This window comes from Streptomyces vinaceus (assembly GCF_008704935.1).
Classification (GTDB): Bacteria; Actinomycetota; Actinomycetes; order Streptomycetales; family Streptomycetaceae; genus Streptomyces; species Streptomyces vinaceus.
Genome location: NZ_CP023692.1, coordinates 7,498,021 through 7,523,257, shown reverse-complemented (window position 1 = coordinate 7,523,257; position 25,237 = coordinate 7,498,021). Strand labels below are relative to the sequence as shown.

23 protein-coding genes and 7 pseudogenes are annotated in these 25,237 nt (G+C 69.4%); 9 read left to right on the top strand and 21 right to left on the bottom strand.

Going from position 1 to position 25,237, the window contains the following annotated elements:
- Nucleotides 1–17: 17 nt before the first annotated feature.
- The 4 genes and pseudogenes from CP980_RS34095 to CP980_RS34080 form a co-directional block, all read right to left on the bottom strand.
- Nucleotides 18–263, bottom strand: coding sequence for a gas vesicle protein GvpG (locus CP980_RS34095; protein ID WP_132760861.1), 246 nt, complete (start codon nucleotides 261–263; stop codon nucleotides 18–20).
- 38 nt (nucleotides 264–301) lie between these two features.
- Complete coding sequence (locus tag CP980_RS34090) at nucleotides 302–1,021, bottom strand: GvpL/GvpF family gas vesicle protein (RefSeq protein ID WP_132760860.1); 720 nt, start codon at nucleotides 1,019–1,021, stop codon at nucleotides 302–304.
- 3 nt (nucleotides 1,022–1,024) lie between these two features.
- Nucleotides 1,025–1,497, bottom strand: a pseudogene (locus tag CP980_RS34085) (gas vesicle structural protein GvpA).
- Between the two features lie 30 nt (nucleotides 1,498–1,527).
- On the bottom strand, nucleotides 1,528–1,902 hold the full coding sequence (locus CP980_RS34080; protein WP_150529957.1) for a gas vesicle protein GvpO: 375 nt from the start codon (nucleotides 1,900–1,902) through the stop codon (nucleotides 1,528–1,530).
- 201 nt (nucleotides 1,903–2,103) lie between these two features.
- Here CP980_RS34080 and CP980_RS34075 point away from each other — a divergent pair, with 201 nt between their 5' ends.
- Nucleotides 2,104–3,534: a histone protein gene (locus CP980_RS34075; RefSeq protein WP_229907127.1), complete on the top strand. Its 1,431-nt coding sequence runs from the start codon at nucleotides 2,104–2,106 to the stop codon at nucleotides 3,532–3,534.
- Nucleotides 3,535–3,537: 3 nt separating this feature from the next.
- Nucleotides 3,538–4,586, top strand: a pseudogene (locus tag CP980_RS34070) (SRPBCC family protein).
- 98 nt (nucleotides 4,587–4,684) lie between these two features.
- On the opposite strand, the gene CP980_RS34065 reads toward CP980_RS34070, so the two are convergent.
- The gene (locus tag CP980_RS34065) at nucleotides 4,685–4,858 is read right to left on the bottom strand and encodes a CsbD family protein (protein ID WP_132760856.1); all 174 of its coding nucleotides are present in this window, start codon (nucleotides 4,856–4,858) and stop codon (nucleotides 4,685–4,687) included.
- 271 nt (nucleotides 4,859–5,129) lie between these two features.
- Between CP980_RS34065 and CP980_RS34060 the strand changes: the two genes are divergently transcribed.
- Entirely contained in the window at nucleotides 5,130–5,909 is a 780-nt protein-coding gene (locus tag CP980_RS34060; RefSeq protein ID WP_165937454.1) for a VOC family protein, read from the top strand.
- Nucleotides 5,910–5,934: 25 nt separating this feature from the next.
- On the top strand, nucleotides 5,935–6,207 hold the full coding sequence (locus CP980_RS34055; RefSeq protein WP_132760855.1) for a GlsB/YeaQ/YmgE family stress response membrane protein: 273 nt from the start codon (nucleotides 5,935–5,937) through the stop codon (nucleotides 6,205–6,207).
- A 113-nt stretch (nucleotides 6,208–6,320) separates the two neighbouring features.
- Here CP980_RS34055 and CP980_RS34050 read toward each other — a convergent pair whose 3' ends face one another.
- The 3 genes from CP980_RS34050 to CP980_RS34045 form a co-directional block, all read right to left on the bottom strand.
- Complete coding sequence (locus tag CP980_RS34050; RefSeq protein WP_150529956.1) at nucleotides 6,321–7,142, bottom strand: hypothetical protein; 822 nt, start codon at nucleotides 7,140–7,142, stop codon at nucleotides 6,321–6,323.
- A gap of 93 nt (nucleotides 7,143–7,235) precedes the next feature.
- Entirely contained in the window at nucleotides 7,236–7,406 is a 171-nt protein-coding gene (locus CP980_RS35375) for a hypothetical protein (RefSeq protein WP_167535925.1), read from the bottom strand.
- The gene (locus CP980_RS34045; protein WP_150529955.1) at nucleotides 7,407–8,144 is read right to left on the bottom strand and encodes a hypothetical protein; all 738 of its coding nucleotides are present in this window, start codon (nucleotides 8,142–8,144) and stop codon (nucleotides 7,407–7,409) included.
- A 158-nt stretch (nucleotides 8,145–8,302) separates the two neighbouring features.
- On the opposite strand from CP980_RS34045, the pseudogene CP980_RS34040 reads away from it, so the two are divergent.
- Nucleotides 8,303–8,386: pseudogene (locus CP980_RS34040) on the top strand (IS5/IS1182 family transposase); the annotation flags it as partial.
- Nucleotides 8,387–8,444: 58 nt separating this feature from the next.
- On the opposite strand, the gene CP980_RS34035 reads toward CP980_RS34040, so the two are convergent.
- Nucleotides 8,445–9,635, bottom strand: a complete 1,191-nt coding sequence (locus CP980_RS34035) for a hypothetical protein (RefSeq protein ID WP_150529954.1) — start codon at nucleotides 9,633–9,635, stop codon at nucleotides 8,445–8,447.
- Between the two features lie 697 nt (nucleotides 9,636–10,332).
- Between CP980_RS34035 and CP980_RS34030 the strand changes: the two genes are divergently transcribed.
- Nucleotides 10,333–11,328, top strand: a complete 996-nt coding sequence (locus CP980_RS34030; RefSeq protein ID WP_208834804.1) for a nitronate monooxygenase — start codon at nucleotides 10,333–10,335, stop codon at nucleotides 11,326–11,328.
- Nucleotides 11,329–12,239: 911 nt separating this feature from the next.
- Here the strand turns inward: CP980_RS34030 and CP980_RS34025 are convergent.
- The 3 genes from CP980_RS34025 to CP980_RS35370 all read right to left on the bottom strand — a co-directional run bounded on the left by CP980_RS34025 (nucleotide 12,240) and on the right by CP980_RS35370 (nucleotide 14,872).
- Complete coding sequence (locus CP980_RS34025) at nucleotides 12,240–12,656, bottom strand: YybH family protein (protein WP_150529953.1); 417 nt, start codon at nucleotides 12,654–12,656, stop codon at nucleotides 12,240–12,242.
- 774 nt (nucleotides 12,657–13,430) lie between these two features.
- Nucleotides 13,431–13,901: a hypothetical protein gene (locus CP980_RS34020; RefSeq protein ID WP_150529952.1), complete on the bottom strand. Its 471-nt coding sequence runs from the start codon at nucleotides 13,899–13,901 to the stop codon at nucleotides 13,431–13,433.
- Between the two features lie 800 nt (nucleotides 13,902–14,701).
- Nucleotides 14,702–14,872, bottom strand: a complete 171-nt coding sequence (locus CP980_RS35370; protein WP_167535924.1) for a hypothetical protein — start codon at nucleotides 14,870–14,872, stop codon at nucleotides 14,702–14,704.
- A 314-nt stretch (nucleotides 14,873–15,186) separates the two neighbouring features.
- Here CP980_RS35370 and CP980_RS34015 point away from each other — a divergent pair, with 314 nt between their 5' ends.
- Complete coding sequence (locus tag CP980_RS34015) at nucleotides 15,187–15,513, top strand: hypothetical protein (protein ID WP_132760848.1); 327 nt, start codon at nucleotides 15,187–15,189, stop codon at nucleotides 15,511–15,513.
- 222 nt (nucleotides 15,514–15,735) lie between these two features.
- Here CP980_RS34015 and CP980_RS36805 read toward each other — a convergent pair.
- The 4 genes and pseudogenes from CP980_RS36805 to CP980_RS34000 form a co-directional block, all read right to left on the bottom strand.
- Nucleotides 15,736–15,926 (bottom strand): annotated as a pseudogene (locus CP980_RS36805) (HNH endonuclease); the annotation flags it as partial.
- 1,133 nt (nucleotides 15,927–17,059) lie between these two features.
- Complete coding sequence (locus tag CP980_RS34005; protein WP_308439381.1) at nucleotides 17,060–17,959, bottom strand: serpin family protein; 900 nt, start codon at nucleotides 17,957–17,959, stop codon at nucleotides 17,060–17,062.
- 162 nt (nucleotides 17,960–18,121) lie between these two features.
- On the bottom strand, nucleotides 18,122–18,367 hold the full coding sequence (locus tag CP980_RS36615) for a hypothetical protein (protein ID WP_308439380.1): 246 nt from the start codon (nucleotides 18,365–18,367) through the stop codon (nucleotides 18,122–18,124).
- 541 nt (nucleotides 18,368–18,908) lie between these two features.
- Complete coding sequence (locus CP980_RS34000) at nucleotides 18,909–19,280, bottom strand: MerR family transcriptional regulator (protein WP_150529951.1); 372 nt, start codon at nucleotides 19,278–19,280, stop codon at nucleotides 18,909–18,911.
- 111 nt (nucleotides 19,281–19,391) lie between these two features.
- Here CP980_RS34000 and CP980_RS33995 point away from each other — a divergent pair, with 111 nt between their 5' ends.
- Both CP980_RS33995 and CP980_RS33990 read left to right on the top strand, forming a co-directional pair.
- Nucleotides 19,392–20,519, top strand: coding sequence for an alkene reductase (locus CP980_RS33995; protein ID WP_150529950.1), 1,128 nt, complete (start codon nucleotides 19,392–19,394; stop codon nucleotides 20,517–20,519).
- Nucleotides 20,520–20,655: 136 nt separating this feature from the next.
- Complete coding sequence (locus CP980_RS33990) at nucleotides 20,656–21,006, top strand: type II toxin-antitoxin system PemK/MazF family toxin (RefSeq protein ID WP_150529949.1); 351 nt, start codon at nucleotides 20,656–20,658, stop codon at nucleotides 21,004–21,006.
- 37 nt (nucleotides 21,007–21,043) lie between these two features.
- On the opposite strand, the pseudogene CP980_RS33985 reads toward CP980_RS33990, so the two are convergent.
- The 5 genes and pseudogenes from CP980_RS33985 to CP980_RS33965 all read right to left on the bottom strand — a co-directional run.
- Nucleotides 21,044–22,159: pseudogene (locus tag CP980_RS33985) on the bottom strand (IS630 family transposase).
- A gap of 71 nt (nucleotides 22,160–22,230) precedes the next feature.
- A complete protein-coding gene (locus CP980_RS36800) occupies nucleotides 22,231–22,905 on the bottom strand; it encodes a helix-turn-helix domain-containing protein (RefSeq protein WP_425281780.1) in 675 nt (224 codons plus the stop codon).
- 212 nt (nucleotides 22,906–23,117) lie between these two features.
- Nucleotides 23,118–23,448 (bottom strand): annotated as a pseudogene (locus CP980_RS33975) (transposase family protein); the annotation flags it as partial.
- A gap of 26 nt (nucleotides 23,449–23,474) precedes the next feature.
- Nucleotides 23,475–24,689, bottom strand: a complete 1,215-nt coding sequence (locus CP980_RS33970) for a glycosyltransferase (RefSeq protein WP_150529948.1) — start codon at nucleotides 24,687–24,689, stop codon at nucleotides 23,475–23,477.
- A pseudogene (locus tag CP980_RS33965) lies at nucleotides 24,686–25,237 on the bottom strand (TipAS antibiotic-recognition domain-containing protein); the annotation flags it as partial. The pseudogene CP980_RS33965 and the gene CP980_RS33970, both read right to left, overlap by 4 nt.

Sequence of the window (25,237 nt, the reverse complement as noted above, 5' to 3'; positions counted from 1 at the left end):
GCGCTCCCTCCTGGCAGTCAGGGACGCTGCTGGTACTCGGTGATCTCCTCCAGCCGGTCGAGCAGTTCGTCCTCCTCCCGGTCGAAGGCGTCCTGGTCGATTTCGCCGCTCAGAAGCTGCTGCTCCAGCTCGGCGAGGCGGCGCCAGACGGGAGCGGGGTCGTAGTACTCCTCTTCTGCCTTGTCGACGACGCGCTGGGCGACCCAGGTGACGGCGCGTACCGGGGCTACGGGAAGCGTCAGCAAGTAGGTCAGCAGTCCCATGGGGCTGTCCTCCCTTCCCGCTCCGTGGGCGGTGTCGCTCACTGGACGAAGCTGTACGGGGGCAGGGGACCGGAGAAGCGCAAGTCGATCCCGCTGCCGATCTCACGGGCCATGTTGGCTTCCGCGACGCGCAGGTTTTCCTTCTGCTCGTCGGGCACCAGCAGGGAGAGGTTGAGGAAGTCGCTTCCCGAGGGCGGGCGGGCGAGGTACTCGCGCGAGAAGGAGATGAGGGTCTCGGTCAGTCCGGCCGCCAGCGCCTCCTGCCGCGCCTGAACTTCGTGGGCGACCATCTCGCCCAGGGCGAGCGGCAGGGCCGGATCGCGGTCGCCGCCACGGATCCGTTCGTTGAGGTCCCTCGCCTCGGGCGAGTCCGCAAGGATCTGCTGCAGAAGGGGCGCGTCGTCGGTCTGTGATGCCCGTACGTGGTACTCGGCGCATCCCTCCAGGCGTGCCAGAGTGGACAGGTACCCGTCGGCGTCGGCCGCCAGGGCCTCGCGGACCGAGAGGTCGTCGGCGGCGATGTAGCCGAACTGCAGGGGCAGAACGGCGCCGTCGGCCATGAGCTGCTCCTGGACTGCCTGGTGCGCGGTGAGGTCGCGGCGTTTGGGCCGGATCTCCTCGTCGACGTCGCTGACCACCGCGCACAGCGGCCCGGCGGTGACGGTGCGCAGCGGGGAAGGCTCCGCGCCGACGCCGTGGAGTCCGTCCAGGCGGCGGGGGTGGTCCTTGGCGGTGATCGAGTACACGTAGAGCGGCATCGGTCACTCCTTCTCCCGCCGTGCGCTGCGCCTGGGGGCGGGGCGCCGCCGCCGGGGTGTCTCCTCCACCTCTTCGTCTTCGTCGTCCTCGTCCGACTCGCGGAGGCGGAGGCCTTGCCGGTCAGGGACTCGGTCACGGCCTCTACGGCCCCGCTGAGGGCTCCCTTGCTCTTGCCGTGGGCTCCTCCCTCCACCATCTTGCCCATGACGTCAGGAAGCTGGGCAGGGGCTTTGCGACCGGCTTCGAGGTCGAGGCGGTTACAGGCCTCGGCGAAACGCAGGTACGTGTCGACACTGGCCACCACGATCCTGGCGTCGATCTTGATGAGTTCGATGCCCACCAGGGAGACGCGCACGAAGACGTCGATGACCAGTCCGCGGTCAAGAATGAGCTCCAGGACGTCGTAGAGGCTGCTCGTCGAGCCGCCCCCCTGCCCGCGCACGACGGGGCTGCCGCCCTGCGGCACCATGGTCATGGCGCCCTCCTTCTGCCGGCCAGGCCTCTCTCAGGTCAGCCGGTCGATCATGCCGCGGCTGTAGCGGCGGGTGCGTTCGTAGGAAATCAGCTCACCCTCCTCGTCCAGGGCGACCCGGTAGCTGGCCATCACGCTGGTCGTATCAGGAATGCGCTCCAGCTCCACCACCTCCACCTGCGCCACCCAGCCGTCTTCGGTGGGCTTGAGGGAGGACACCGACTCGGGAAAGCGACCAAGAAGTTCGGCGAGCTGCTCGGCCGCGGCCCGCATCGCAGCCGCCGCGCCCGGTCTCCCGGAGCGGCGTGGGGGCGCACCGCGACGACGCGCGTTCGTGTCCTGCTCTGCGCTCTCACCGGCACGCCTCGAAGGGGCCCGCCGACGGCGTGCAGGTTCCGCTGCGGCCATATACCACTCCCTTGGGGAGACCGCCTCACAGAAACTAGAATGTCACTAAATACAGGCATTAGTCCTGTGGTGGGGGCAGGAGCTTTTCGAGGCGGCCCAGCAGGCCCCCCTCCTCTTGGAGGGCAGCGAGATCGTCGCGCATCGTCTGTTCGCCCGGGCGACCAACAACAACTCCGCACGCGCCCTGTAAAGGGGATGATCATGGAGGACACCACCAAGATCGCTCTGGCCGCCGCGGTGGCCGGAGGTTACGTACTCGGCCGGACCAAGAAGGGCCGCCTGGCGTTCAGCGTGGCGACCTACCTCGCAGGCCGACGGTTCGGGCTCGAACCCGGACAGCTCCTCAAGGAAGGTGCATCCCGGCTGAAGGAGATGCCCCAGTTCGCCGATCTCGCCGAGCAGCTGCGGGGCGAAGCCCTGGACGCCGGCCGCCAAGCGCTGGCTACGGCGGCTAACCGCAAGCTGGCCGACCTCGCGGGCAACCTGCACGAACGCACCCTCGAGCTCTCCCGCAGCAACACGGACCGGGGGCGAGAGGACGACGAGGAGGAGCAGGACGAGGACCAGGAGCCCTACGAGGACGAGGAAGCCGAGGATTACGCGGAAGAGGACGAGGACGGCTACGCGCCCGAGGACGAGGAAGAGCAAGAGGGGCCCGAGCCGACAGACGACGAGGAAGAACCCGACGAAGAGGAGCCGGAGGAGGAGCCCGAGGAGGAGGAGCCTGAGGAGGAAGAGGAAGAGGAAGAGGAAGAGGAGGAGGAGGAAGAGCCTCCCCCACCGCCGCGCCGGACTCGCACGTCGGCCCGCGCGCGCAGCCGCCGAAGCGCAGCTCCCGCCCGCAAGTCCGAGGAACCGGAAGAGGAAGAGCCGGAAGACGACGAACCGGACGAGGAAGAACCGAACGAGGAGGAAGAGCCTCCCCCGCCACCGCGCCGGACTCGCACGTCGGCCCGCGCGCGCAGCCGCCGAAGCGCAGCCCCCGCCCGCAAGAGGGAAGCGGAGGAGCCTGAGGAGGAAGAGGACGAGGAGGAGGACGAGCCTTCTCCGCCGCCGCGCCGGACTCGGACCTCGGCCCGTACCCCCGACGGTCGGAGCGCGGCCCGCGCCCGCAAGTCCTCACCCAGTCCCGCCGCGGCGAAGAAGGCGTCCCCGCCGACGAAGAAGTCGACTCCCGCGAGGAAGGCGCCGGCGAAGAAGGCGGCCCCCGCGAAGAAGGCAGCTCCCGCAAAGAAGGCGGCCCCCGCGAAGAAGGCAGCTCCCGCAAAGAAGGCGGCCCCCGCGAAGAAGGCAGCTCCCGCAAAGAAGGCAGCTCCCGCGAAGAAGACCGCAGCGAAGAAGGCGGCTCCGGCGAAGAAGGCAGCGTCGCCCGCGAAGCGGACGGCAGCGAAGAAGACGGCCGGCGGCAAGTCGACGGCGCCTGCCAAGAAGAGTGCCGCTTCCCGGAGCGCACCGTCCAAGGCGGCCGCGAAGAAGAGCAGCAGCCCGCCGCGCAAGAAGGCCGGCGGTCAGAGTCCGGCACGCAAGAGCGCAGCCACGAAGGCCCCCGCCAAGAAGACAGCCGGCCGCAGCCCGGCCCGCAAGACAGCCGCCAAGAAGACGGCGGCCCGCAAGCCGTCCACGCGGAGGTAGGTCATGGCAACCTCAGACCGCAGCAAGTCGTCGGAGTCCCCCTCCGCAACGGACCAGCTGATGAAGGAGCTGACCGGGTTCCTCGGCGCCCAGGCCAGCCAGCTCGCCGACAAGGCCACGGACAAACTCTCCGACCTGACCGACCAGCTCTACGACGTCGCCGACAACGGAGGATCTCTCTCCGACATCGCCGGAATCGGGGGTCGGGTTCTGAAGGGCGACTCCCCCCTCAAAGCCTTCGCCGGCCAGAAGTTCGGCAATCTGAAGGACAAGGTCACCGAAGCCATCGGCGGCGGCAAAGGCAAGGGCCGCAAGAGTGGCGGCGGCAAGCTGATGAATATCGTCGAGGTGCTCGACGTCGGCCTGCCACTGCGTACGGTCTACGACCACTGGACGCAGTACGAGGACTTCAGCGGGTTCACCAAGGGCGTCCGCAGCGTCTCTCGGGGGACGACACCACCAGCGACTGGAAAGTCAAGGTGGGCCCCTCCACCCGCAGCTGGAAGGCCACCGTCCAGGAACAGGTCCCCGACGACCGCATCGTGTGGACGTCCGAGGGAGCCAAGGGCACCACCCGCGGCTGTGTCACCTTCCACGAGCTCGCCCCCTCCCTGACCCGCATCGTCATCGTCGTCGAGTACTACCCCTCGGGACTGTTCGAGAAGACCGGCAACCTGTGGCGGGCCCAGGGCCGCCGTCTGCGCCTGGACCTCAAGAACTTCCTGCGCTTCGTCATGCTCACCAACGACGAACCCGAGGGATGGCGCGGCGAGATCCGCGACGGCGAGGTGGTCCAGACCCACGAAGAAGCCCTTGAGGAGGAACAAGCCCAGGAAGACGAGGGGGACGAGCAGGACGAGGGCGAGGAAGGCGAGTACGAGGACGAGGAGGACGGGGAGGAGTACGCGGACGAGGAGGAAGAGCCCGAGGAAGACGAAGACGAAAACGGCCAGTACGAGGACGAAGAACCCGGGGACGAACCAGAGGAAGACGAGCCCGAAGAGGACGAGGAGGAGCCGCCCCGGCGACGCCGACACCGGCAGCCCGCCTAACACCCAAAGCCGGCCACGTCATGAGTGAGGGCCGGAGGAGCAACTCCTCCGGCCCTCATCCCCGCATTTCCTCACAAGTGGATTCCACCTCGAAAGCGTCAGTGCTTCAGTGTGTCCTTGGCCTTCTGGAGGGTCTGCTTGGCGTCGCCGAGCGCTTGCTCGCTGCGCCCCTTGGCTTCCAAGCTCTCGTTGCCTACGGCCTTGCCAGTGGCTTCCTTCATTTTTCCTTTGGTCGTCTTGGTGACGTTCTTGGCCTTCTTGCCCGCACCCATTCGAATCACCTCGCCCGGCTCGCATGACGTACGAGCCTGCACGGCCTCTACCCGACCCTCCTCCATCTACGCATAACGGACTAATATCATTAATCACTGGCAGGTATAGACATGTCCTCCCGGGGAAAGCGCCCAGCAGACCGAGCCCGGCCGCGGATCTCCACCTAGGCGGCCGGCGCCCGGCGCCTTCACAACGACCCAGGACTGTTGGAGATCGATCGTGGTACAGATGACGGCGGACGCGGTGGGCGTGCCGTGCTGGCTCAGTCTCATGGCACGCGACCTGCAGGCGGCCCAAGACTTCTATGGGGCCGTACTCGGCTGGACTTTCCGGGCCGCCAGCCTCGGACAGGGATTCACGGTCGCCGAGCTGGGCGGCGTGCCGGTGGCCGGCATCGGTGCGGTGGCCGGGGACTTCGCGGTTCCCGTCGCCTGGACGGCATACTTCGCGGTCGACGATGCGGACGCCGCAGTGGCACGTATCCGCGAATGTGGCGGCACCGTGGGAATCGGCCCGGTGGCCTTTCCCCCCGGGGGCCGCGCAGCCCTCGCGACCGACCTCGAAGGCGCGGCCTTCGGCGTGTGGGAGGGCCGCGTCCTGTCCCAGTGGCGGGTCGGCGACGACCAAGCGCCCGCGTGGCTGGAACTGCACACCAGGAACGCGTTCGACGCCGCCCTGTTCTACGGCCGGGTGCTGGAGTGGGACGGGGGCAACCCGGACGGCTGCGAGGTCTCCTACGAACAGGACCAGGTCGTCCTCAGGCACGGCGGCCAAGCGGTGGCGCGCCTGAACAGCGGCCCGGTCGAAAGCGGCTCGCCCAGACCCCAGCTCCGCCCTCGCTGGGGCGTCCACTTCAAGGTCGCCGACCTCGACGGGGCGAGAAGGGCGGTGCTCGAACACGGCGGCACGGTCATCGCGGACGCCCTACCGGCAGGCTCTGGTGAGCTCCTGACGATCCGAGACCCGGACGGCGGCCTGTTCACCCTCGACCGGGCCGCCGCAGCGGCCCCCGTCATCAGTCGCCTCGACGTCGCCTCTGGGCACATCTGACGCGACCGACACGTGGGAGGCTCTCGTGGGCATAATCGCCTGGATTCTCATCGGACTGCTCGCAGGCATCATCGCCAAGTTGCTACTTCCCGGCAAAGACCCCGGCGGCATCATCGTCACCACGCTCATCGGCATCGCCGGCGGCCTGCTCGGCGGCTGGCTGGGCAAGGTCATCTTCGGCGTGGACTCGATCGACGGCTTCTTCGACCTCTCGACCTGGATCGCGGCCATCGTCGGCTCCCTCATCCTTCTGATCCTTTACCGCCTCCTCACCCGGGGCAAGCGCCACCGTTCCTGACCCGTTCCACGAGCTGCGGCAGATGGGAAGCGGCCCCTCCCCCCGGGGGCCGCTTCCTGCGTGGACTGGCCAGAGACCCCATAAGGGGGCGACGTCCAAGACCTGCCAGGCGATCACCGGAAACACCTCACGCCACTGCACGCCAGCCCCGCATCCGGTGCAGAGCCCACGGGTCCCCTGCCGATGCCCCCACCGGCGACAACGCCTGCTGGTGACCAGCAGGAGGAGCGGTCGCAGCCGTTCCTACTCGGTGGGCGAAGGCGTGGTTGGCGCGGCGGCGGTCGTAGACGACCTCGGGCCAGATCCCGGCCGCCAGGGCAGCTTGGCGCAGCGCGACGCCGGGGGCGCAGCGCGCGGATGTAGGCATCCCAGTCGGAAGCGCCGGGTGCCCGGTCCAGGGTGCGGGGGTGCGTGTGGTGGGCGGCGGCGAAGGCGGGGTTGCGTTTCCGGCGCTGGTAGATGACCGCGGTGGTGATCCCGACCTCTGCCGCGACCGCAGTGACCGACAGGCCGGCTTCCAGGTGGTCGAGGAAGACGCGGCGGCGCTCGGGGTTGAAGCGGGGTGCCCGTGACGGTGCCGGCTGGCCGGAGGCAAGGTTCCCGGCCGCGTCGCAGACCCGCGCGAACGCCGGGTCCTCGCGCCGCCAGTGACTGGCCTTGCCCGTACCGTCGAGAAGGATCTGCGCGGCAAGGCTCGGCGTGCAGCCCAGGGTGAGGAGCCGTAGGTACTCGGCACGCTTGATGACCCGGGTGGCGCCGGGGTCCGCGGGATCGGCGCCGGCCACGAGCAGGGCGAGCCCTGTGTCGGTGCGGGCCGCGGTGAACACCTGCCGCACCCCGAGGCCGGCGGCCTGGGCGGCCGTGGCAACGTCCTGCCCGTTGCGCAACCGGTCGAAGAGCATTGACCGCTTCCAGGGGGACAGAGCCTCAGGCATGACCGCACGCTACGGGCAGCCTCACCGGCGCACCCTTCGACAGGCCGAGGGCTCAGAGGGTTGGGTACGACCGCGTCCGCACCTGCCCGCCGGTCAGACGGTCGGGGACGCGGTGTGGTCGCGGCGCTGGTAGCCGTGTCCGTCGCCGTGCCAGTCCAGAAGCAACACCGAATCGCTGCCGAGGGCACTGGGGCCGGCGCGATGGCTGATCGTCGCGGTTCGGTAGGTGCCATGCCGCTCACGGCTGGACGTGCTGTCCTCCACTTAGCGCTGCTGGTGGTCCTTCTTCCGCCAGGGGCCCGGGACCCGGCGGAAGATAGCGGCCAAGGGTCGGCGGAAGACCGCCCCCAGAGTTGTCAACGCGGCGAGAAGGGCAGCAAGGCCGATGAGCCAATTCTGAGCCGACTTGATCCGGAAGGACCAGGTGTTGCGGGCACTCATGGTGATGTCGATTGGTGGGGAGGTTCGTGCGAGGAGGACGTCCGAGTCGCCCCGGTAAGTCTCGACCACGAGCTTGAGGGTGTACTCGCCGGGTTTGCGCGGGGTGAGGTTCCAGCGCCACTCCACCTCGTCACCGGGCGCGGCAATTGTGCCGCTGGGGGAACCCAGTGGCTCGATGTCCACATCCTTTCCAGGCTCTGAGAGGTACGCCTTCTCCACGCCGCCCACACGCAGGGAGCGTCGGGCTACCACGATCCCGGGCACCGACTCGCGCGATGTGTCTCCGCCAATCGCTCTGAGCCGCGCAGGAAACTCAAGGGTGTCGCCCACGTCTACTGTTTCCGGAGGCTGGTAGGAGAGGACCCCATCGAAGAGGGATTTGCGGTCCTCGGCGACTTCCTTCTCGAAGATGACCTGGTTCCCGTCCGATCCGCTGTCGAAGTCGGGCAAGAGGGGGAGCTCGCCGCCCGACCTCACAGAGAGCGTGAGTACAGCGAACAACCCGATCGTCACGGCGGTCGCCAACAGGATCCTCAGCCACTTCCGATGCGTTGCAGGCACCAGCCGACCATATCGCCAGCTTCTGTTGCAATTCGGCCCGGCTCGCCTTCCAGCCCGAGTGGGGCAAGGCGGAGCCGCGGCGGGGGCTGCGATTGATCAAAGAGCGTTGCCCCCTCCGGGCGGACAGGACCTCAGTCATGACCGCACGCTGAGGGCAGCGGTCCCGCGGCGGGCTGAGTACGAAGTTCCCCCTAGCCTGCGACGGCCGCGGCCGTCCCCTCGCGTTCACGCTCACCGGCGGGGCAGCGTGACCGCCCGTCGAAGGGAGTGCCAGGCTGCCTCTACCTCGCCGTGGCGGCGTTACAGAGAGGCGAGGTCGACCAGGGCCGCGCCGCGCTTGTCGGCGTCGTCCTGCAGGGAGGCGTGCAGGCGGCGCGCCCGGATCGCCTGCCCGAGGTCCCCCAGGGCTTTGAGTTCGTTGGCGAGAGACCCGAGCAGGGCCGCATCGCGCGGGCCTGTGTCGTCGAGGATGCGTATGAGCGCGGCGCGGGCCATTTCGGTCTGCCCCTGGCGGCGGGCCAGCGCCGTCCAGGTGAGGTCGGATTCGTCGTGGGGATCCTGGCCGTAACTCGAATCGTCGAAGTCGGCCGCCCACTGGGTGAGGGCTCGTGGGGAATCAGGGAAAGCACTGAGCAGGAAGTGGAAATCGGGGTCTGTCTCCCGCAGGGACCACAGCAGAGCGTGGTCCTGCGACTCGCCGTGCAGGGCGACCAGGACCGCGGCGAGGCGGAGCTCTTCGGTGGGGCCGCGGCGGACTTCCTGCAGCAGGAGTATGCGCAGAAGCTGCAGGTCGGCCGGCTGCCGGTCGTACTGGGCTGCGCGCAGAACGGTGGCTCGCCGTACCGGATCGCCCGCTATCGCGCCCCAACAGGTGCGGTCCGCCCGCATCCGGGCCAGATCGGTCCGGCCAGGAGCGAGGACTGCCTGCCAGAGCGGCGGGCGCCGAAGACGGTCCAGCAACGCGTACGCGCAGCCTTCGTCCGCGTTCAGCAGGAGGAACTCCGGCTCTGTCCGCAGAAGCGACTCCTGGAGCCTGTGCAGCAGTTCCCTCCTGGAGAGCTCACGCAGACCCAACCCGCTGAGCATCATGCTGCGATCGGCGTCCAGCTCAGGGCCGTAGGAGTGCCGAATCTCGTCTTCGGTCCGGTTGAACACCGCCTCCAGTGCCTCGTCATCGGCCGCGAGGTCGAGTTCGGTGTAGTCGTGCCAGCCCGGCAGACCGAAGAGGATCTCCAGCGCCTCGTCCATGCTGGCGCCGATGAGACCGGCTTCGCCCTCGGAGCTGGCGTACAGCACAGCCCCGTCGGCACATATGAAATAGGTTCCGCCGGTGTCATCGCCCGCCACGGCCTTCAGCGGCGCTCCGCTCGCCAGACGGACGTCTTCCACATGCTCGGCCCGATCAAGATCAAAATCAAAGGATCCCGCAGCCAGCCTCACCAGATCAGGATTCCGGCGCAGGACAGCAAGTACGTGGTCGGGGCGTGTCATGGCCGGACCGTAACAGCCGCCGCTGACACCAGATCGTGCACGGTCTCAAAAGCGGAGGGTTCACTCATCGAGACCGGCCGGACACCGGACACCACAGAAACCTGACCATAACTTCTGCTCGTACGCCACCCCCGCCCGCACCGCGGCCGGGCCCGACACGGACTCGGCGGCCTGCGCCAGCATCGACTCGACCGGCGGCCTCAGCATCCCGGAGCCTCCTCCTCACGGCGTGCCCCATTCCAGCGTCGGCCAGACCAGCCCACTTCAGCCTGGCGACGCGGCCTCCGCATCCACCATCCGAGGGCTCGGCGGGGCCGTCAGCACCGGTGCCCGGGCTGGCCGCGGCACGGTGACGGCACGCGCCGCTGGCCCCTGCACCTCGCCGCACTGCTCGCGGCCTCCGGATGCGTCACGGTCCGCCCCACCCCCACCCGGCCCGCCAAGGCCTCCCCCGCCGCCATTCCGGCGGAGCATGGAATGGCCCCAGGCCGACAAGGCCGCGCAGCGGGCCCGGACTGCGCCTCGGGCTCCCACCATCCCCGCGCGCGGGCGTGCGGTCCGCTCAGGGTCTCGTCCTGCCGCTTATGACCGGCCCTTTCACGAGGCCCCGGACGACCGCGTGCGCAATGATGGGACTGAGAAGGCATGTGCCATAGCCGGTCGCCGCAGGAATGTCGCGAGCCCGCTGGAGGTCGTGATGCTGACCACCCCTGTCTGCCGCTCTCTCGGTATCGATGCCCCGATCATCTGCGCGCCCTTCGGCCCGTGGGATGAGGTCGATCTCGCGGCTGCAGTGTGCCAGGCCGGTGGACTGGGAAGCCTCGGCACGGCGGTGCGTCCCCTCCCGGAACTGAGGGAGCAGTGGGCCCGGCTGCGGCGGCTGACGGACCGGCCGTTCGCGATCAACCACACGAGCCGCCCCTTCGACGAGGAAGCGTTCCAGGCCACGCTGGAGGAGCGGCCAGCGGCGATCTCCTTCCACTTGGCGGTGCCGCCCGACCTGATCAACCGTGCCCACGATGCCGGCATCCTATGGATCCAGCAGGTCTCCAGCCGCGGTCAGGCCCAGGAGGCTCTGGGGGCCGGAGCGGATGTGATCGTCGCGCAGGGCGGCGAAGCCGGCGGGCAAGGCGGGGACGTCTCCACCATGGTGATGGTCCCCGATGTCGTCGACATGGCGGGCGAGGTACCCGTCCTAGCGGCCGGCGGGATCGCCGACGGCCGCGGCCTGGCTGCGGCGCTGGCGCTGGGCGCACAGGGTGTGCTGATGGGGACACGCTTCCTCGCGTCGCAGGAGATGAGCGTCTCTCAGGCGTGGAAGACCCGGATCGTCGAGTCCGCCGCCTCGGACACCGTGAAGGCCTACGGCAGTGAGCGAATCCTGCCCCCCTTCAACCTCCCCGGCAGCACTGGCGTTCCGCGCTGCCTTCGCACCCCCCCTGGTGGACGCCCTGCGCGAGCACCCAGAACAGGTGGACCCCGCAGAGACCGTGCCTCGCGTGATGGCCGCCATCCTTGCCGGCAGCGGAGAGGAATACCTCCCCTTCACCGGCCAGTCCACCGCCCTCGTGCACGAGATCCTGGCGGCCGGCGAGATCGTCCGACGAACCGTAAAGGAAGCCGAGGCGGCGCTGGCGGCAGCGACCCACGCCATCAGCCCAGGGCCATGACGGCCCTCAGCCCCGAGACTTGAAACCCCTAACCCCACTCGAACCCACCCACTGATCCGCTTCACCGGCTCAGTCGCGGCCCCGCCTGGGCGGCCAGCGCTCGCTGACCTTCGAGTCCACGACGCCGCCGCCTACGCCCAGCACCTGGCCACGGTGCTCCACGCCGAGTCCAGTCCCGAAGTCGCCCCGAATCCCGTTCGGTCCCCTCTACTGGCCCCCGCTGGCCCCCGAGCGCCCTCGCTGCGGCCGCACACACCGAGGAGGGAAGCTGTCGGCCAGGAAAACACGAGGCCAGTGACGCACTTACGTCTTCTTCTGAGAGCAGGGTCCAGCACCTGATCGGAGCCTGCCGCGGTCCCCCTCCAGCCACCGAACCAATGGGGGCCAGGCGCAGCAGAAACTTCCACCCCCGCCGACGGGGGCGGCCGGCGCCCGGCCGACATCACCCCGAGGGGAAGAGGACGGTGCGGCAGGCCGGGCCCCTCGCCCTACCCCATCCCACCCGATCCGGCGTTCATGCACACGCGCGACCCGCCCCACGCCCGCCGGAACCACCCGCACAGACCCCCGATACCGGCCCCACTGGCCGGCGCAGTGAGCGCAGGACCACAGGCATGCCAGGACTGGGACACCGAAGCGTCCGGGCGTGAAACATGGGGGGGGTGGGGCGGCCTGGGGTTACTGCCGCCAGAGCGCTCTGGTCACCGGGCCTCGCCACCGCAAGCCCTATCGGCGCGGACTGAACCGACCATAACCACGCCCAGCAGCCGGCCGGCGTCACAAGCACCGCGTTCGGCATCCCGCGTGACATCCGCAGGCGACAGTTGACGCCCGACGCTGACACCCGCGACCAACCGAGCCGACCGCACTACGGTGGCGCCGCGGCCTTGGCCGTCACGTACGTTCGGGCCCGGCCTTATGAGGGGTCTCCAGGTCAGCGGCCTGGGCTCTCATCCACCGGAGCGAAGTCGCCGTGACGGTGGATGAGCCGCCACTGCCCTTCCTCCGCGCGATACATCTGGGTGACCCGGATGGCCACCGGCCCAACAGGCCCCCCGTCGACAGACAGCTCCCCACGCTCGTACCCCACGGTGTACGCCAGCTCGGTACCGGCGTGGACCACCTCGAACTCTGTACGCATGGCACCGTTGGAGAACCTGCCGCCCACCCACCGGAAGACCTCGCTCAGAGCAGGCCAACCCGTCTTGCACGGGCCGAAAGCACCGAAGAGACTGACATCTTCCGACCGGGACCACATCGCCATGAACGGCTCAGGGTCACCTGCGTACATGGCGTCATTGGCAACCCGCTGCCGCCGCAGAGTCACCTCACTGAAGTCCTCGACCGTCATACGACCACCATGCCCCGGAATGCGGCAGCCGCACCCGTAGGGACACGCAGGCGATCGGAGGACCCCGCACAGGGGGGCCAGCAGTCCATCATCGGGAGACCCCGGCGAGCCAGACATAAGGAGTGCACCGCGACCACCAGAGCCACCAGGCCCTTGACATGATCTCAGAAAGTTTGGGTGGGAAGGCGTTTGGAGGAGGGAGGCCGGGTTAGACGCGTGATAACGGAAGCCGCCGCCATGGATGGGGCGCTCCCGGAGCAGCCTCGCTGCATGCCGCCCTTCCCCTCGGCTTCATGCAGAAGGGTCGCCCGCACGACGGGCTGCCGCCCGGGTTCGTACGGCATCCGGACACCCCCGACCCCGGCACCCTCCCCGGCCAGAGCATGGGGCGTCCGGCGAACCCCCGGCACCGGCGCTCATACCGTCGCCCCCGGGCACGGACCCGACGGCAGCAGCCCGGCACACCCACCCGGCCAACCAGCGCGATCAACCGTCACTGCGCCGCCCCGACCGCGCGAAGGAGTAGCGGTAGGGGCCCGCGGCGCGCGCTACGGACGGGTCAGGACGGCGGGACCGGCTCCATGCTGAACAGATTCCCGGCGCCCGCGATCTTCAACGAGCGTGTGAACTGCTCCCGGGACGGATCAAGGTAGGGGCTCCGGCTGCTTACAGTGGCGACGATGCGCCCCGGGCAGGGAGGCGTTGCGGCCCGAGGAGTCACAGAAGGACAGGTGCTGCAGAGACGAGGCGGGCAGCGGTGGAGGGCTATCGGCCTCAGGTGTTGCTGTTGAGGAAGCCGATGACCACAGCGCCCCACCAGCAGGCCTGTGAGACGAGGGCGGTGGCGCCTCCCCAGAGGAGGAGTCTGGGGTTGATCATCTCCGCGCCGGCTTCGAGGCGGCGGGCGAGGAGACCCGCCTGAAGGCCGTTGAGGGTGAGTGCGGCGACGAGACCGAGCTTCGTCAAGGTCAGCGGCGAGTCCATGTCGGGGTGCAGCATCAACCCACTGAGGACGAGCCCGCCTAGGCCGGCCCAGATCGGCACGTGGAGCCGGGACGTCGCGCCGAGCACCTCGGCCAGTGTGCATCGCCGCGTCGCCCAGAGCAGCCCGTAGTAGTCGGCGGACAGCACGGCCCCGAAGCCGAGCACGAGCGAGGCCAGATGCGCGAAGAGCGCGGCCGTGTGCATGGTCGCGTCCGTCTGCACATGGAGGGAACACCACAGGCCCGCTGTCAACACGAGCATCGCAACGAGCGCTCCCGCCGCCACCGTCCACCACGAATCGTAGAGACGGATCGGGCGGGAGGAAGGTCTGACTGCGGTGGACGACATGTGAGATGGCTCCGAAGGGAAATGGACGGGCTGCCTCCGCAAAACGAAAGCTAGGTAAGGCTTACCTAAAGATTCCTCCTCGTCAATGCGGGTCCACACCCCAAGACCGTGACTCCGGCCACAGACGATCAACGACCCCCTGCAAACGTCAACACTCCGCGCCAGACCCGCACCAAGAACCGGCGCAAGTGCGCCGAATACGGCGTTCCGCTCGGTGATACCCAACAGACGCACCCGGCTGAGCGGCCGGCGCTTTCGACCGCTTCGTTGAGGATTGCGGTCCTCGTACAGGCCACTCAGCCTGGCTCGGTGACCGCTTCCGACCTGGCCGGGGCGGTGTGGCTGTCGCAGTTCCAGGTGACGAAGGGGCCTTCCGCCTCGGGAGAACGCGATTCAACGCCACGATGTTGCATCTGACGCAACCGTGGAAGCCGGAGTGGTTCCTGTCAATGTCGGAATGATGCAGCCGAGAAACTCGGGCTACAGACGCCTCGGTGACGGCCGCCCACCTGTGGGGCCCCTTCAGACCACTCTCGCCGCATGGAGCCTGCACACACCACGGATCAAGGCCCCCCGCATCTGCCTCGCGGCGCCTCTGAGCACAATCTTTGCCCTGATCTACCTCACCCGGACGATGGCCCGGCTAACGCCCCCGGCTTACCTGGGCGTAGGAGCCCGCGCTGCACCTGTTCAAGGACGACGCACGGGTCGTACTAGCCGCGGCACTGGGCATCCGCGATGCGGACACTTGCGACGACGCCACCGACTTCTTCGCAACCGACGCCGACGCACTGTTCGAGCTGGTCGACAGCCAGACGACCGGCGCACTGGTGGACTTCGCCGACACCAAGCACCGCGTCGCCGACCGCGGTGAAACGGTTCAAGCTGGCCACCCACAACTGGACGACCGAAGACCAAGAAGCAGTAGCCGGCCGGCCCTTCCTCCCCTCGCGGGAGAGCCGCTGGCACGAGGTGTGCAGCGGGTCCGGGTACGGGCTCGCGACGGTGAACGCGGTGCTCGCGCGGACATCGTGGGTGTGGCGGGTGCGGAAGGGTGCTGCGGTGACAGGGGTGCGGATGGCCCAGTTCAGGTCATCCGCGTCGCCGGTTCGGGTGAGCCCCGCATCCGGCGGAACGCGAGAGCGGGAACGAGTGACGTGCCGGATGTCCCGGCGCCTTCGTACTGGAGGTACAACCCATGCGCCTTCGCTCCACCCTGGCCGCAGCGGCCGGTGCCCTACTGATCACCGTGTCGGTGCCGAGCTCCGCTTCCGCGGCTGTGGGCAACTTCGAGTACCGGGGTCCCCTCCTCGGCTCCCACCTCCTCAGCGACCCGCTCGGCCAGCAGTGCATCAACATCCCGCAGGCCACCAACCTTCTCCCGGCCCAGGCGCCGCGGAATCTCACCAACTCGGTGGCCACCGTCTACCTCGACTTCGACTGCGACGGCGACATCTACGTCACGATGGACCCGGGCGTGACGCTGGGGACCACGACCAAGTTCCGGTCGGTCGCCTTCCAATGACCGCAGTCACCGGCAGACCCTGAACAGGTATCAGCCTGACCTCCGCACCCGTCTCGACAGCCGCCGCGGAGCCCGTGCCCGCGGCGGCTCTCCGCTCTCCGTACGGTCCTGGGCCGCGGCGCCGCCGCGCCGTCCAGACCGGGCCAGCCCGTGGCCATGGGGCAGGCGTGAACTCGACGTCGGTACCGCCGCAGCAGGTAGCGATGTCCAGCAGCCGGTCCGCCGCCTCTTCGTCGCGGTCCACTCCGCGCCGTACCGGCACAGCGCCTCCGGCGCCGGCGGCAGCCACTCGGCCGGATCCTGATCCGCCTTCGACCTGTTCGAACGGTTGGTGACCGCGGCCAGGGAAGAAACTGACCCTGGTCGTTGGCGTACGCCTCCCGCCGCTTCGCCGTCCATGAACTCTGCCGAGAGGCGTCCAGGCGTAGCGGTACGGTGCGGCCGAACGCGCGCAGCCGGCCATCTTGGTCGTGGCGACCGAGGATCAGGAGCTGCGGGCGGGTCACGGCCCCCGTGATGGCGCCGATGACCGCTTCGGTGGTGTCCCGTCTTCCGCAGTACGTCCGGCACGGGATCGTCCACGAGGCAGAGCCAGGCCAGTGCGGCAGGCGCTCGGACATCTGCGGGCTGTGAGTGATCAGCCCAGAGGGCACGGGCCCAGGCGCCGGCGCCGGCGCAGGCGACAGCGTGCTCGCGACCCAGCTCTGCGGCGGCCAGCACGAGGCTCGCCCGGACCCGCGCAGTCCTCTCGATGGTCAAGCGGGCGAGGAGAGCGTCCGTGATGCGGCGTGCCTCGCCCGAAGCGGTGGCCAGGGCGTAGCAGGCGGAGGTACGAGCGTCGGGGTCCGCATCGTCGAGGAGCGGAAGGATCAGGTCGACATCGGCGGTTACGGCGTTGCGTGACGCTTCGATGGACCAGTTCATCAAGTAGCCGCTGCCGTCACACCGCAGTTCCTGCGTGGCCACCCTGAGGAAGGTACTGCGAGTGCCGTAACCCCAGTGCTCTTGTCGCGCTGTTGCGGCGGCCAGACCGAGTACGCCTGCGCGTCCATGCGTTGAGGGGTTGGCAGCGATCCGCAGAAGGCACGGCACCGTCAACGGGGCCATCGAGCCGACCGTACGCTGGTGAACGACACTGCCCCACGGCTGGGGTGGTCAGCGCTCGATGCCGTCCGGTGCGCTCTGCACCAGGCGGCACGTGAGGGCCAGGCCGCCCGGTGGGGGCACTGTGGTTCTCACAACGGTGAGCGAAGTCGTGGCAGCGGCATAGGTTCGCATCGTCGCGTTCGCGCGTCTCGAAGCCGGGGGCCACGCGTGCTCACCACCACCGGCCCGGAGGCAGAGACGGGGCCGTCGCTCCGCGGATGACGAGACGGGCAGCGAGGCGTTGAGGCAGGCCCCGGAGGGAAGCCCGGTCCCGCTCCCGCAGGCAGGTGCGGCCGCGTGGACCCGTGGCCGCAGGACGGCGTTGAGCCCAGCATGGACATGGACGACGAAATGCGCAGGCCCGGCCTCTCCTCCGCCGCGCCGGAGCCTTCGGCGACGCTCACTGCGTTTGCTCCGCCCTCTCCGCCGAGGCCCGCTGCTCCGCCTCCCACTCGGCGTCGGCCGCCTCTTCCTCAGCCCGCTTCTGCCACTCCTCGTACTCGGGGTACTCGGGCTCCTCGTACGGCAGGGGATCGGTGACCCAGCCCGCTGCGAGCACCAGGCGGGAGGTGCGGTGGACGGCGAGGAAGCCGAAGGGGCGGTCGAAGCAGACCTCGGCCTGCCGGGTGCGGTAGCGGAACCGGGGCGGTGCGGCCGCGCCGGCGCACGCCGCGACGGCCGTCAGAGCCGCGGCCTCGAAGCCCTCGGCGTGGAAGCGGGCCATCGCCGTCTGGCGTGCCGAGCCCACGGCCAGGGGGCGAGGGCTGATCCCCGGGAAGTGGCCGGCGCCGGTGTCCGAGGCGGAGGCGAGGCCGAACAGGCCGCGATGGTCGAGGAGATCGAGCTCCGCGGTCACGTCGAAGGCCGTCGTCTGGATGTGGAGATACGGCTCCGGCTCAGGCGACAGGACTGTCCCGATGCGCAGGCCGGGACCCGGGTTCCCCTCGGGCAGCAGGCTCGCGCCGGTGGCCGCGAGCGCGCGGGCCACCACGTCCACCCCTGCGGACAGCACCCGGCGCGGCGACGCACCGGGTGCGCCCAGCACCAGGTGGACGTCCACGCCGCCGTCACCGACCACTTCGAGCACCGTGACCGGACCTACCGGCGTCTGCGCCACGCGGACCCGGTCCAGGAGGGTGGTGCTGCGGCGCAGCGCGGTGAGGACCCGACCGGCCCAGGAGCCTTCGGACGGCTCGACAGGCCCGGAGCGGAACGGCTGGATCCAGCGCAGCCGCTGGGCCAGCGCCGAGGCGAGTACCAGCTGGGTGTGCGCAGGGGGCGGCGGGAAGTCGACCGGCATCCGCTCAACCAGGCCGCCCGTCCGTTCGGCTGCCCAGGCGTCGAGGGTTTTGGCGTCGGTCTCGGGGTCGCCGGTCAGCAGCCTGTGCGCGCCCTCCGGGAGCGCGTCCAGCCACCGCTGCTCCAGGGGCAGCTCCTGCAGGGCCCACAGCCCCGTGGCCGTCTAGAGGCCCCGTACGCCGGACAGGTCGGCGAGGAGTTCGCGTGCGGCCGCGGCCGCCGAGTCGGCGGATATGCCGAGGGCTTCGGAGAGTTCCCCACGGGCGGGGCCGGCCGCGCCATCGGCCAGGAGAGCGAGCAGGGGCCAGACCCCCACGGCCGTGAGGACCGTGCCGGTGTCGTCGGCGACGGCTTGCTCGGCCCAGCGTGCGGTGAGCCGGTTGACCGCACGGATCGTCGAGTTGCGCATGGTCGGGAGCGTACGGGACGAACGCCGCCGGGCCGGCGTCGATTTCCCCGGTCGCCCCTAGGCAGGCTCCCGTGGCCGACGTCGTCCGCTAGGCCGCCGTTCAGCGGGAACTGAACGGCGGCGGGACCGCCGCGTGAGCAGGCTGGCGGCAGTGGTGACAGCCGCGAGGCGTCGGCCCACGTTCACGTCATCGTCCACGTCCACGGATGACGGCTGTGTCCACGGAAGATCTGGCCTGGGTAACGCAGCGGGGTAATGGCCCTTGCGTCCCTGTTCCGCTGGGTGGCACCCCACGTCGTACTGCGCGCACACCAAGCAACTGAGCCGGCTCTCCCCACCCAGCCTCGGCTTCTGCCGCGTTGCCTTCGGAAGTCGTTGTCCGGGGCGATGACGTGGGCGCGGCGTGAGCAGTTGGAGGACATCGACCCGGCCTGGTGTCCGGTGTGGCACCCTCCGCCACATCAAACCACCACCGCTGCCACACCGCACTGGGCGGACGCCCGCCCATCAGCCGCATCAACAACGCTACGGGTCAATACACCTAGGCCGTGGTGGTCCGGCCGGCGGCCGCCTCGATGACCTCTTCCAGGACCTCGCGGGAACGGACGAGGTCGCCAATCATCCGGTCGATCCGGTCCCGTTCGGCGGCCAGTTCGGCCACCAGGGCCGGGGTGGCGCGTACCGACGGGCCGCCGTCCTCGTCCCGCATGCAGGGCAGGACCTGCCCGATCTTGGCACTGTTCAGCCCGGCCGCGTAGAGCTCCTGGATGCGGATGACCCGGTCCACGGCCCGTTCGGGGAAGTCCCGGTGGCCGCCGGGCGTCCGGTCGGAGGCCAGCAGCCCCTGCTGCTCGTAGTAGCGCAGCGAACGCTCACCGACCCCGGTACGCGCCGCCAGTTCACCGATCCGCATGGCCACCTCACGGGTAAGTCCGTCCGGTCCGTATCGGGTCCTCGCGCCCTTGAGTCCTTGCGCCCTGGAACCCTTGAACCTGACACTGATGTCAGGTTCTACCGTACCGCCATGACGCAGACACGACAGTCCCCCACCGCCGGATCCCGCCTCTTCTCCCCCGCCCGCCTGGGACCCCTCAGCCTTCCCAACCGCCTGGTGATGGCGCCCCTGACCCGCAACCGTGCGGACGCCGACGGGGTCCCAGGCGAGCTGATGGCCACCTACTACGCGCAGCGCGCCTCGGCCGGCCTGATCATCGCCGAGGCCACCACCCCGAACGCCGTCGGCCAGACGTATCCGCACATCCCCGGCATCCACACGCCCGAGCAGACCGCTGGGTGGCGTCGGGTGCGCGACGCCGTGCGGGATGCCGGTGGGCTAATGTTCCTCCAGCTCCAGCACGGCGGGAGGATCGGCCACCCCGACACCAGCGGACACCTCCCGCTCGCTCCGTCGGCCGTCCTGCACCCGGAACCGCTGCACACCCCCACCGGCCTCCAGGCCGCCGTCACCCCCCGCGCGATGACAGAAGCGGACATCCGGTCCACCATCGCCGACTTCGCCGACGCTGCCCGCAACGCCGTCGCCGCGGACTTCGAGGGGGTCGAGGTACACGCGGCCAACGGCCTGCTGCTCCACCAGTTCCTCGCCCCGAACACGAACCTGCGCACCGACGCATGGGGCGGATCGTTGGACGGGCGCATCCGGTTCACCGTCGAGGTGGTCCGGGCCGTCACCGAGGCCGTCGGCCCGCAGAAGGTGGGCGTGCGCATCTCCCCCGGTGTGGAGGTCAACGGCGTGACGGAACCCGACACCGAGCGGCTCTACCCGGCACTGCTGGCGGCCCTCGCACCCCTGGAGCCGGGCTACCTGCACGTGGAGTACGCCGATCCGGACGACCCCGGCTTCGCGCGGCTGCGCACGGCCTGGCCCGGCACCCTCATCGCCAACCCCCGGCTCTCCCGCGAGGAACTCGCCGCCGACGCGGGCGCGGCGCGGGCCGAGCGCCTGTTGGAGGCGGGCGCCGACCTCGTCGCCCTCGGCCGGGGCTTCATCGCCAACCCCGACCTCGTGGAACGGCTGCGAACCGGCGCGCCCCTCAACGAGCTCCGCCCAGAGTTCCTGATGCACGTACACGGCCCGGAGGGCTATACCGATTACCCGGCGCTGACCCGCGAGTCCTTCGCCGCCGTCTAGTGCTGTGACCGGAAAGGTTCACCGGGTTCCTGGCTGGGGGCTTCAACGCCTGGACTGCCAGGTTGGTGCCGACGATGAGATGGTTGGTGCAGGGGTGGGCAGGTGATCGCTCGCTGCCCTGTGTTCGGGAGGACATATGCAACATGGCGAGGTCTGGTGGGCGGATTTCGATGAACGGCGGCCGGTCGTGCTGCTGTCGGGAGAAGAGGCGTCCGGGGTCTGGGCGATGCAGGTCGTGGCTCCCGCAGACATCGAGATCAGTGGCGTGGCCGTCGAGGTGACGGTAGGTGCCCCCGAGGGATTGCCCTTTGAAGGCGTTCTGCGCGTGGCACTCCCACGTCCGGGCCTTGTCCCGTGTACTTGGCTGGTCACCCTGGCCAGGGAAGATCTGATCGACCGGGCGGGAGTCTTGCCGCCTGCGAAGCTTGGTGAGCTTCAGGACGCCCTCCGTCTTGGCGGACTTGAGATCGTGACGCCGGAGCGTTAACTACAGGGCGTCCGAGCAGGGGCGCCGATCTGCTCGGTCACGCGGCGAGGAGGGATCGACCGCCCCATCGGAGGCCTTTCTCGCTGCGGATGCGTGCGCGTTCGCGCGTTGGGCGGCGAGGACGTCGGGGTGGCGGGCGTTCTGGTTGCGCCAGCGCAGGTAGGCGTGCAGGGCCCGGGTCTGGACCGTGTGGTTCGGATGGTGGGAGTTGGCCAAGGTGAACTGCCTCAGGGGCCCGAAGTGAGCCTCCATCGGGTTCGCCCGAGAGGCGTAGGTCGGCGTGAAGCACAGCTCGACCTTGTTGCGTGCCGCCCACCTGCGGATTCTCCAGTTCAGGTGGGCGGAGAGGTTGTCGAGGATCACGTAGATCGGGGCGCTATCCGGGCGGGCCGCCCGGATAGATCGCAGGGCAGTCCAGGTGTGGTCGATGCCCTTGCGTATGCGGTTGATGCCCCAGAGTTCGTCGTCGCCGACCGAGTAGCAGCCGTGGAAGTAGGTGATGCCGTGAGTGCGGCGGTAGGTGGCGGGCAGCCGGTCGGGGCGTTTCTGTTCGGCCCAGCAGGAGCCGGCGGTGGGGCGGATGCCCAGCGGCCCGAACTCGTCGAAGGCGAACGTGCGGTCCGGGCGCTCGTTGACCGCATACTCGATCCGGGCCAGCTTGGCGTCGAAGGCGGGGTCCGGGGATTCCTTCCAGGTTTTCGTCCGCTGGAAGGTTATGCCCGGCGGGCCAGCAAACAGCGCAGGGCCTCCCGGCCGATCCGAACGGGCCGGGCCATGTTCCGGCGCAGGTGATCGACCAGTTTGCGGATCGACCAGCGGGTGAAGGGCTTGCCCAGCATGGTCGGGCGAGTGGTGGCCGTCTGGACGACGAAGTCCTCGTCGTCACGAGTCAGCAGGCGGGGACGGCCTCCCGCCCACTGAGGTCCAGGCATGCGAGCCCGATCTCGTTGAACCGGTGGATCACATCACGGACGGTGTCCTCATCTGCCTGGACCAGCCGGGCGATGACCGGGACGGTGTTGCCGCCGGCCGAGGCCAGCAGCATCATCGCCCGCCGGAACCGCACCGAGTTCGTGCTGCCCCGCCGAACGATGTGCTGCAGCTTCTGCCCCTCCTGCTCGGTCAGCCTGCGGATCCTGAGCGGTAACGCCATACCGCCTCCCCATGCAAGTCGAAGTCGTCACATCCGACCAGCACAACGAGCAACCCGGCAAACCTTCCCGGTCACAGCACTAGGCCTTCTTTCGGATCTTGCCGGTCAAGCCCCTGGCGTCTGGTGCCGCGCCTCGCAGGGCGCCGGGAAGCCCACCCACCGGACCGTAAGTGGGCTTTCCGGTAACGCCGCGAGGCGCGGTGCCAGGCGCCGCGGGCGAGGCAAGATCCGGAAGGCACGACCATGGTGCGTTTGTGGGTGAGGCCGGCCCTGGCCAGAGTCTGGGTGAACAGTGTCGAGTTGTAGCAGGAGCCGTTGTCGGGAATGTTGCCGAGCTTCTTGATGTCGACGTGGACCAGCGCGCCGGGCCGGGCCCGCTCATATCGCCGGACCGGCTGGCCGGTGAGGCGGTCGAGCCACGCCAGTCTGTTTAGGCCGTGCCTGACCAGAATCCGGTGGACCATCGAAGCCGGAGGGTCCACGATCGGGCCGATCGGGGGGGCCGAGCTTGCGGCCGGTCCGCCAGCGGCGGATGCGGGCCTCGATCCCGGCCGGGGTGGGGAGCGGGGTCGTGGCCGGCCTGCTCGGGCGGTCGTGAAGGCCGGCTCGCCCTCGGCCCGCCAGCGGCGGACCCACTTGTGGGCGGTGGGCCTGGATATGCCCATCTCGGCCGCCACGTGCGCGACCGGACGTCCCCGAGCACGCGGCGGGACACGAAGTCCTCCGTGTGTGGTGCTGCTAGACACCTCCACCACCACACCGGAGGTCTTCGCCGTGATCAACACCCGGCACCGTAACAACGCTCGTGGTCAATACACCTAGGCCGAAGGCACCCTTCTTGCGGCTCAGGCGCCCGCGCACCGCAGGTAGAGCACGATCATCGAGCCGTAGGTGAGCACCGGGAGGATGGTCGAGGCCGTGACCACCTCCAGCAGCGCGGCGCCCGGCAGCGCCCTCAGGGACCTCCTCCCTGGTGAGCGAGGTCGGCCAGGACGGGGATTCCCTGGCGATCGCAGATACGGATGATCCGGTGGGTACCGGCGGCGGTCAAATCATGGACTGGACGCGACCCGGCAGCGCGGGAAAGCCACAGCAGCCGGCCGCCAGGGTGCGGTGACTAGCTGCATGTTCACGCCGTGGCTGCGGTGTTTGGCCGACCAGTCCGCCCGCCCGTCACCGACGCGGTCGCATACGGCGAGAGTGTCATCCAGCAGGACGAGGTCCGGGTCCGCTTCACGCAGTGTCTTGAGCAGACCCGGAGCGCGCTCGGCGAGCAGGTCGGTGACCGCAGTGGCGTAGGAGGAACGGTTCGGCGTCATCCGTCGGTCAACTGCTGGATGGCCTTGAGCGCCTGACCCGCTCCGTTCTCGGTCATCAGATGGTGCGCCGCTTTTGCGGCGGCTGGACTGTGTGCCTGCTGCTTCACTACTTGGTGAAGGGAGTCGGCAAGCCGTTCGGCGGTGAGGGATCGGAAGGGGATCGGGGCGGTGGCGGCGCCGATGGCGGCAAGCCGACCCGCCCAGAACGGCTGGTCCGCAGTCACTGGTACGGTGACCGCGGGCACTCCAGCACGCAACGCGGCGGCCGAGGTGCCGGCCCCGCCGTGGTGCACCACCGCAGCCAGCCGTGGAAACAGCAAGGCGTGCGGTACGTCCCCGATCGTGAGCACGTCGTCTCCGTCGGCGGCAAGCCCGGCACTGCCAGCTTGGAGGATGCCGCGCAGCCCGGCGCGGCGCAGGGCTCGCACAGCGATCTCGCTCAGCCGCTCCCCGTCACCGGCCGCCATGCTTCCGAGGCCGATGAGGGCGGGCCGGGGTCCGGCACGCAGGAAGTCCTCCAGATCAGTAGGCAACTGTTCGGCTGCCTCATGGTGGGGCCACCAGTTGCCCACGACCTCCAGGCCAGAGTGCCAGTCGGAGGGACGAGGCACCAGGACCGTGCTGAAGCCGTGCAAGATCGGCCAATTCGCCTGTTCCTGTCGTCTACGCATCTCGGAAGGTGAGGCCGGAGGTAGCTGGAGGCGGCGGCGCAGCTGTGCGACAGCCTGTTCGTAGAGGCGGTCGGCCATGCGCAGTGCGAGGCGTCCGGTGGCTCGGTTGGCCAGACGGCCCAGCGAGCGGGAGCCGGTGATGACGGGCGGGAAGTCGCCGGTCGGTGCGGTGGGTTGGAGGTACACGCCGAGGCTCGGTGTGCCCGTGGCCTCGGCGAGGTGCCAGCCGAGCGGAGCGGTGGTGGTCGACAGCAGGAGCAGGTCCGTGCCCTCGTCCATCACGTCGGCGAAGCCCTGACCCAGTTCGGTGATGAACGCGGCAGCAGTGCGCATAAGTTCGCGTTTGCCTGTGACGCTGCCACGCACCCGTGTGTCGGCGGGGAGGCTGCGAAATTCCAGCCCCGCGCCGCGTACGAGGGGTGCGAAGGTGTCGGTGGTGGCGAGGGTGACGTCGTATCCGGCCCGGCACAGTTCGGCGCCCAGACCCGTGTAGGGCGCGACGTCGCCGCGCGATCCGGCTGCGGCGATCAGTATCCTCATTGGTCCTCCTCGGAATCGGTTCGGCCACCTGCGTGGCGGGCCGCGTTGGCGTGAACCGCCTTGCGCATATAGGCGGCCAGGCCCGGGCGTTGTTGCGACGGCGGTACGACCAGAGCGAATGCGCGCGGGTCGGCCACGAAGTCGTCCGCGATGCGCCGGTGCATGTCGGGCCGGCAGGAGGTGAACCATCGTGAGATGTGCAAGCGGTGCTCCTCGGCGAGGTCCATGGCCCGCTCGCCATTGCTCGGCTCCCCCTCGTCGAAGGCCGCGAGCAGCTCCGCGCGCCAGGCGGCGGCCTCGCCCATGAGCTGACGCCAGTCCTCTTTGGTGTGAGCAGCCGCGCGCGCCATCGCCTCGCGCTGTCCATCCGAGTGCGCCCACTTCAGTTCTGCCTCGGTGGCATAGCTCAGGTCGAAGGTGATCTCACCGAAGACCTCGAAGCGTTCCTGAGGAGTCAGAGACACCCCGGTCTTCTGGACCTCCATCGCCCGTTCCGCCACCTCGGCCAGCCGCTGCAGCCTGGCGATCTCCTCACTCAGCTTGCGCTG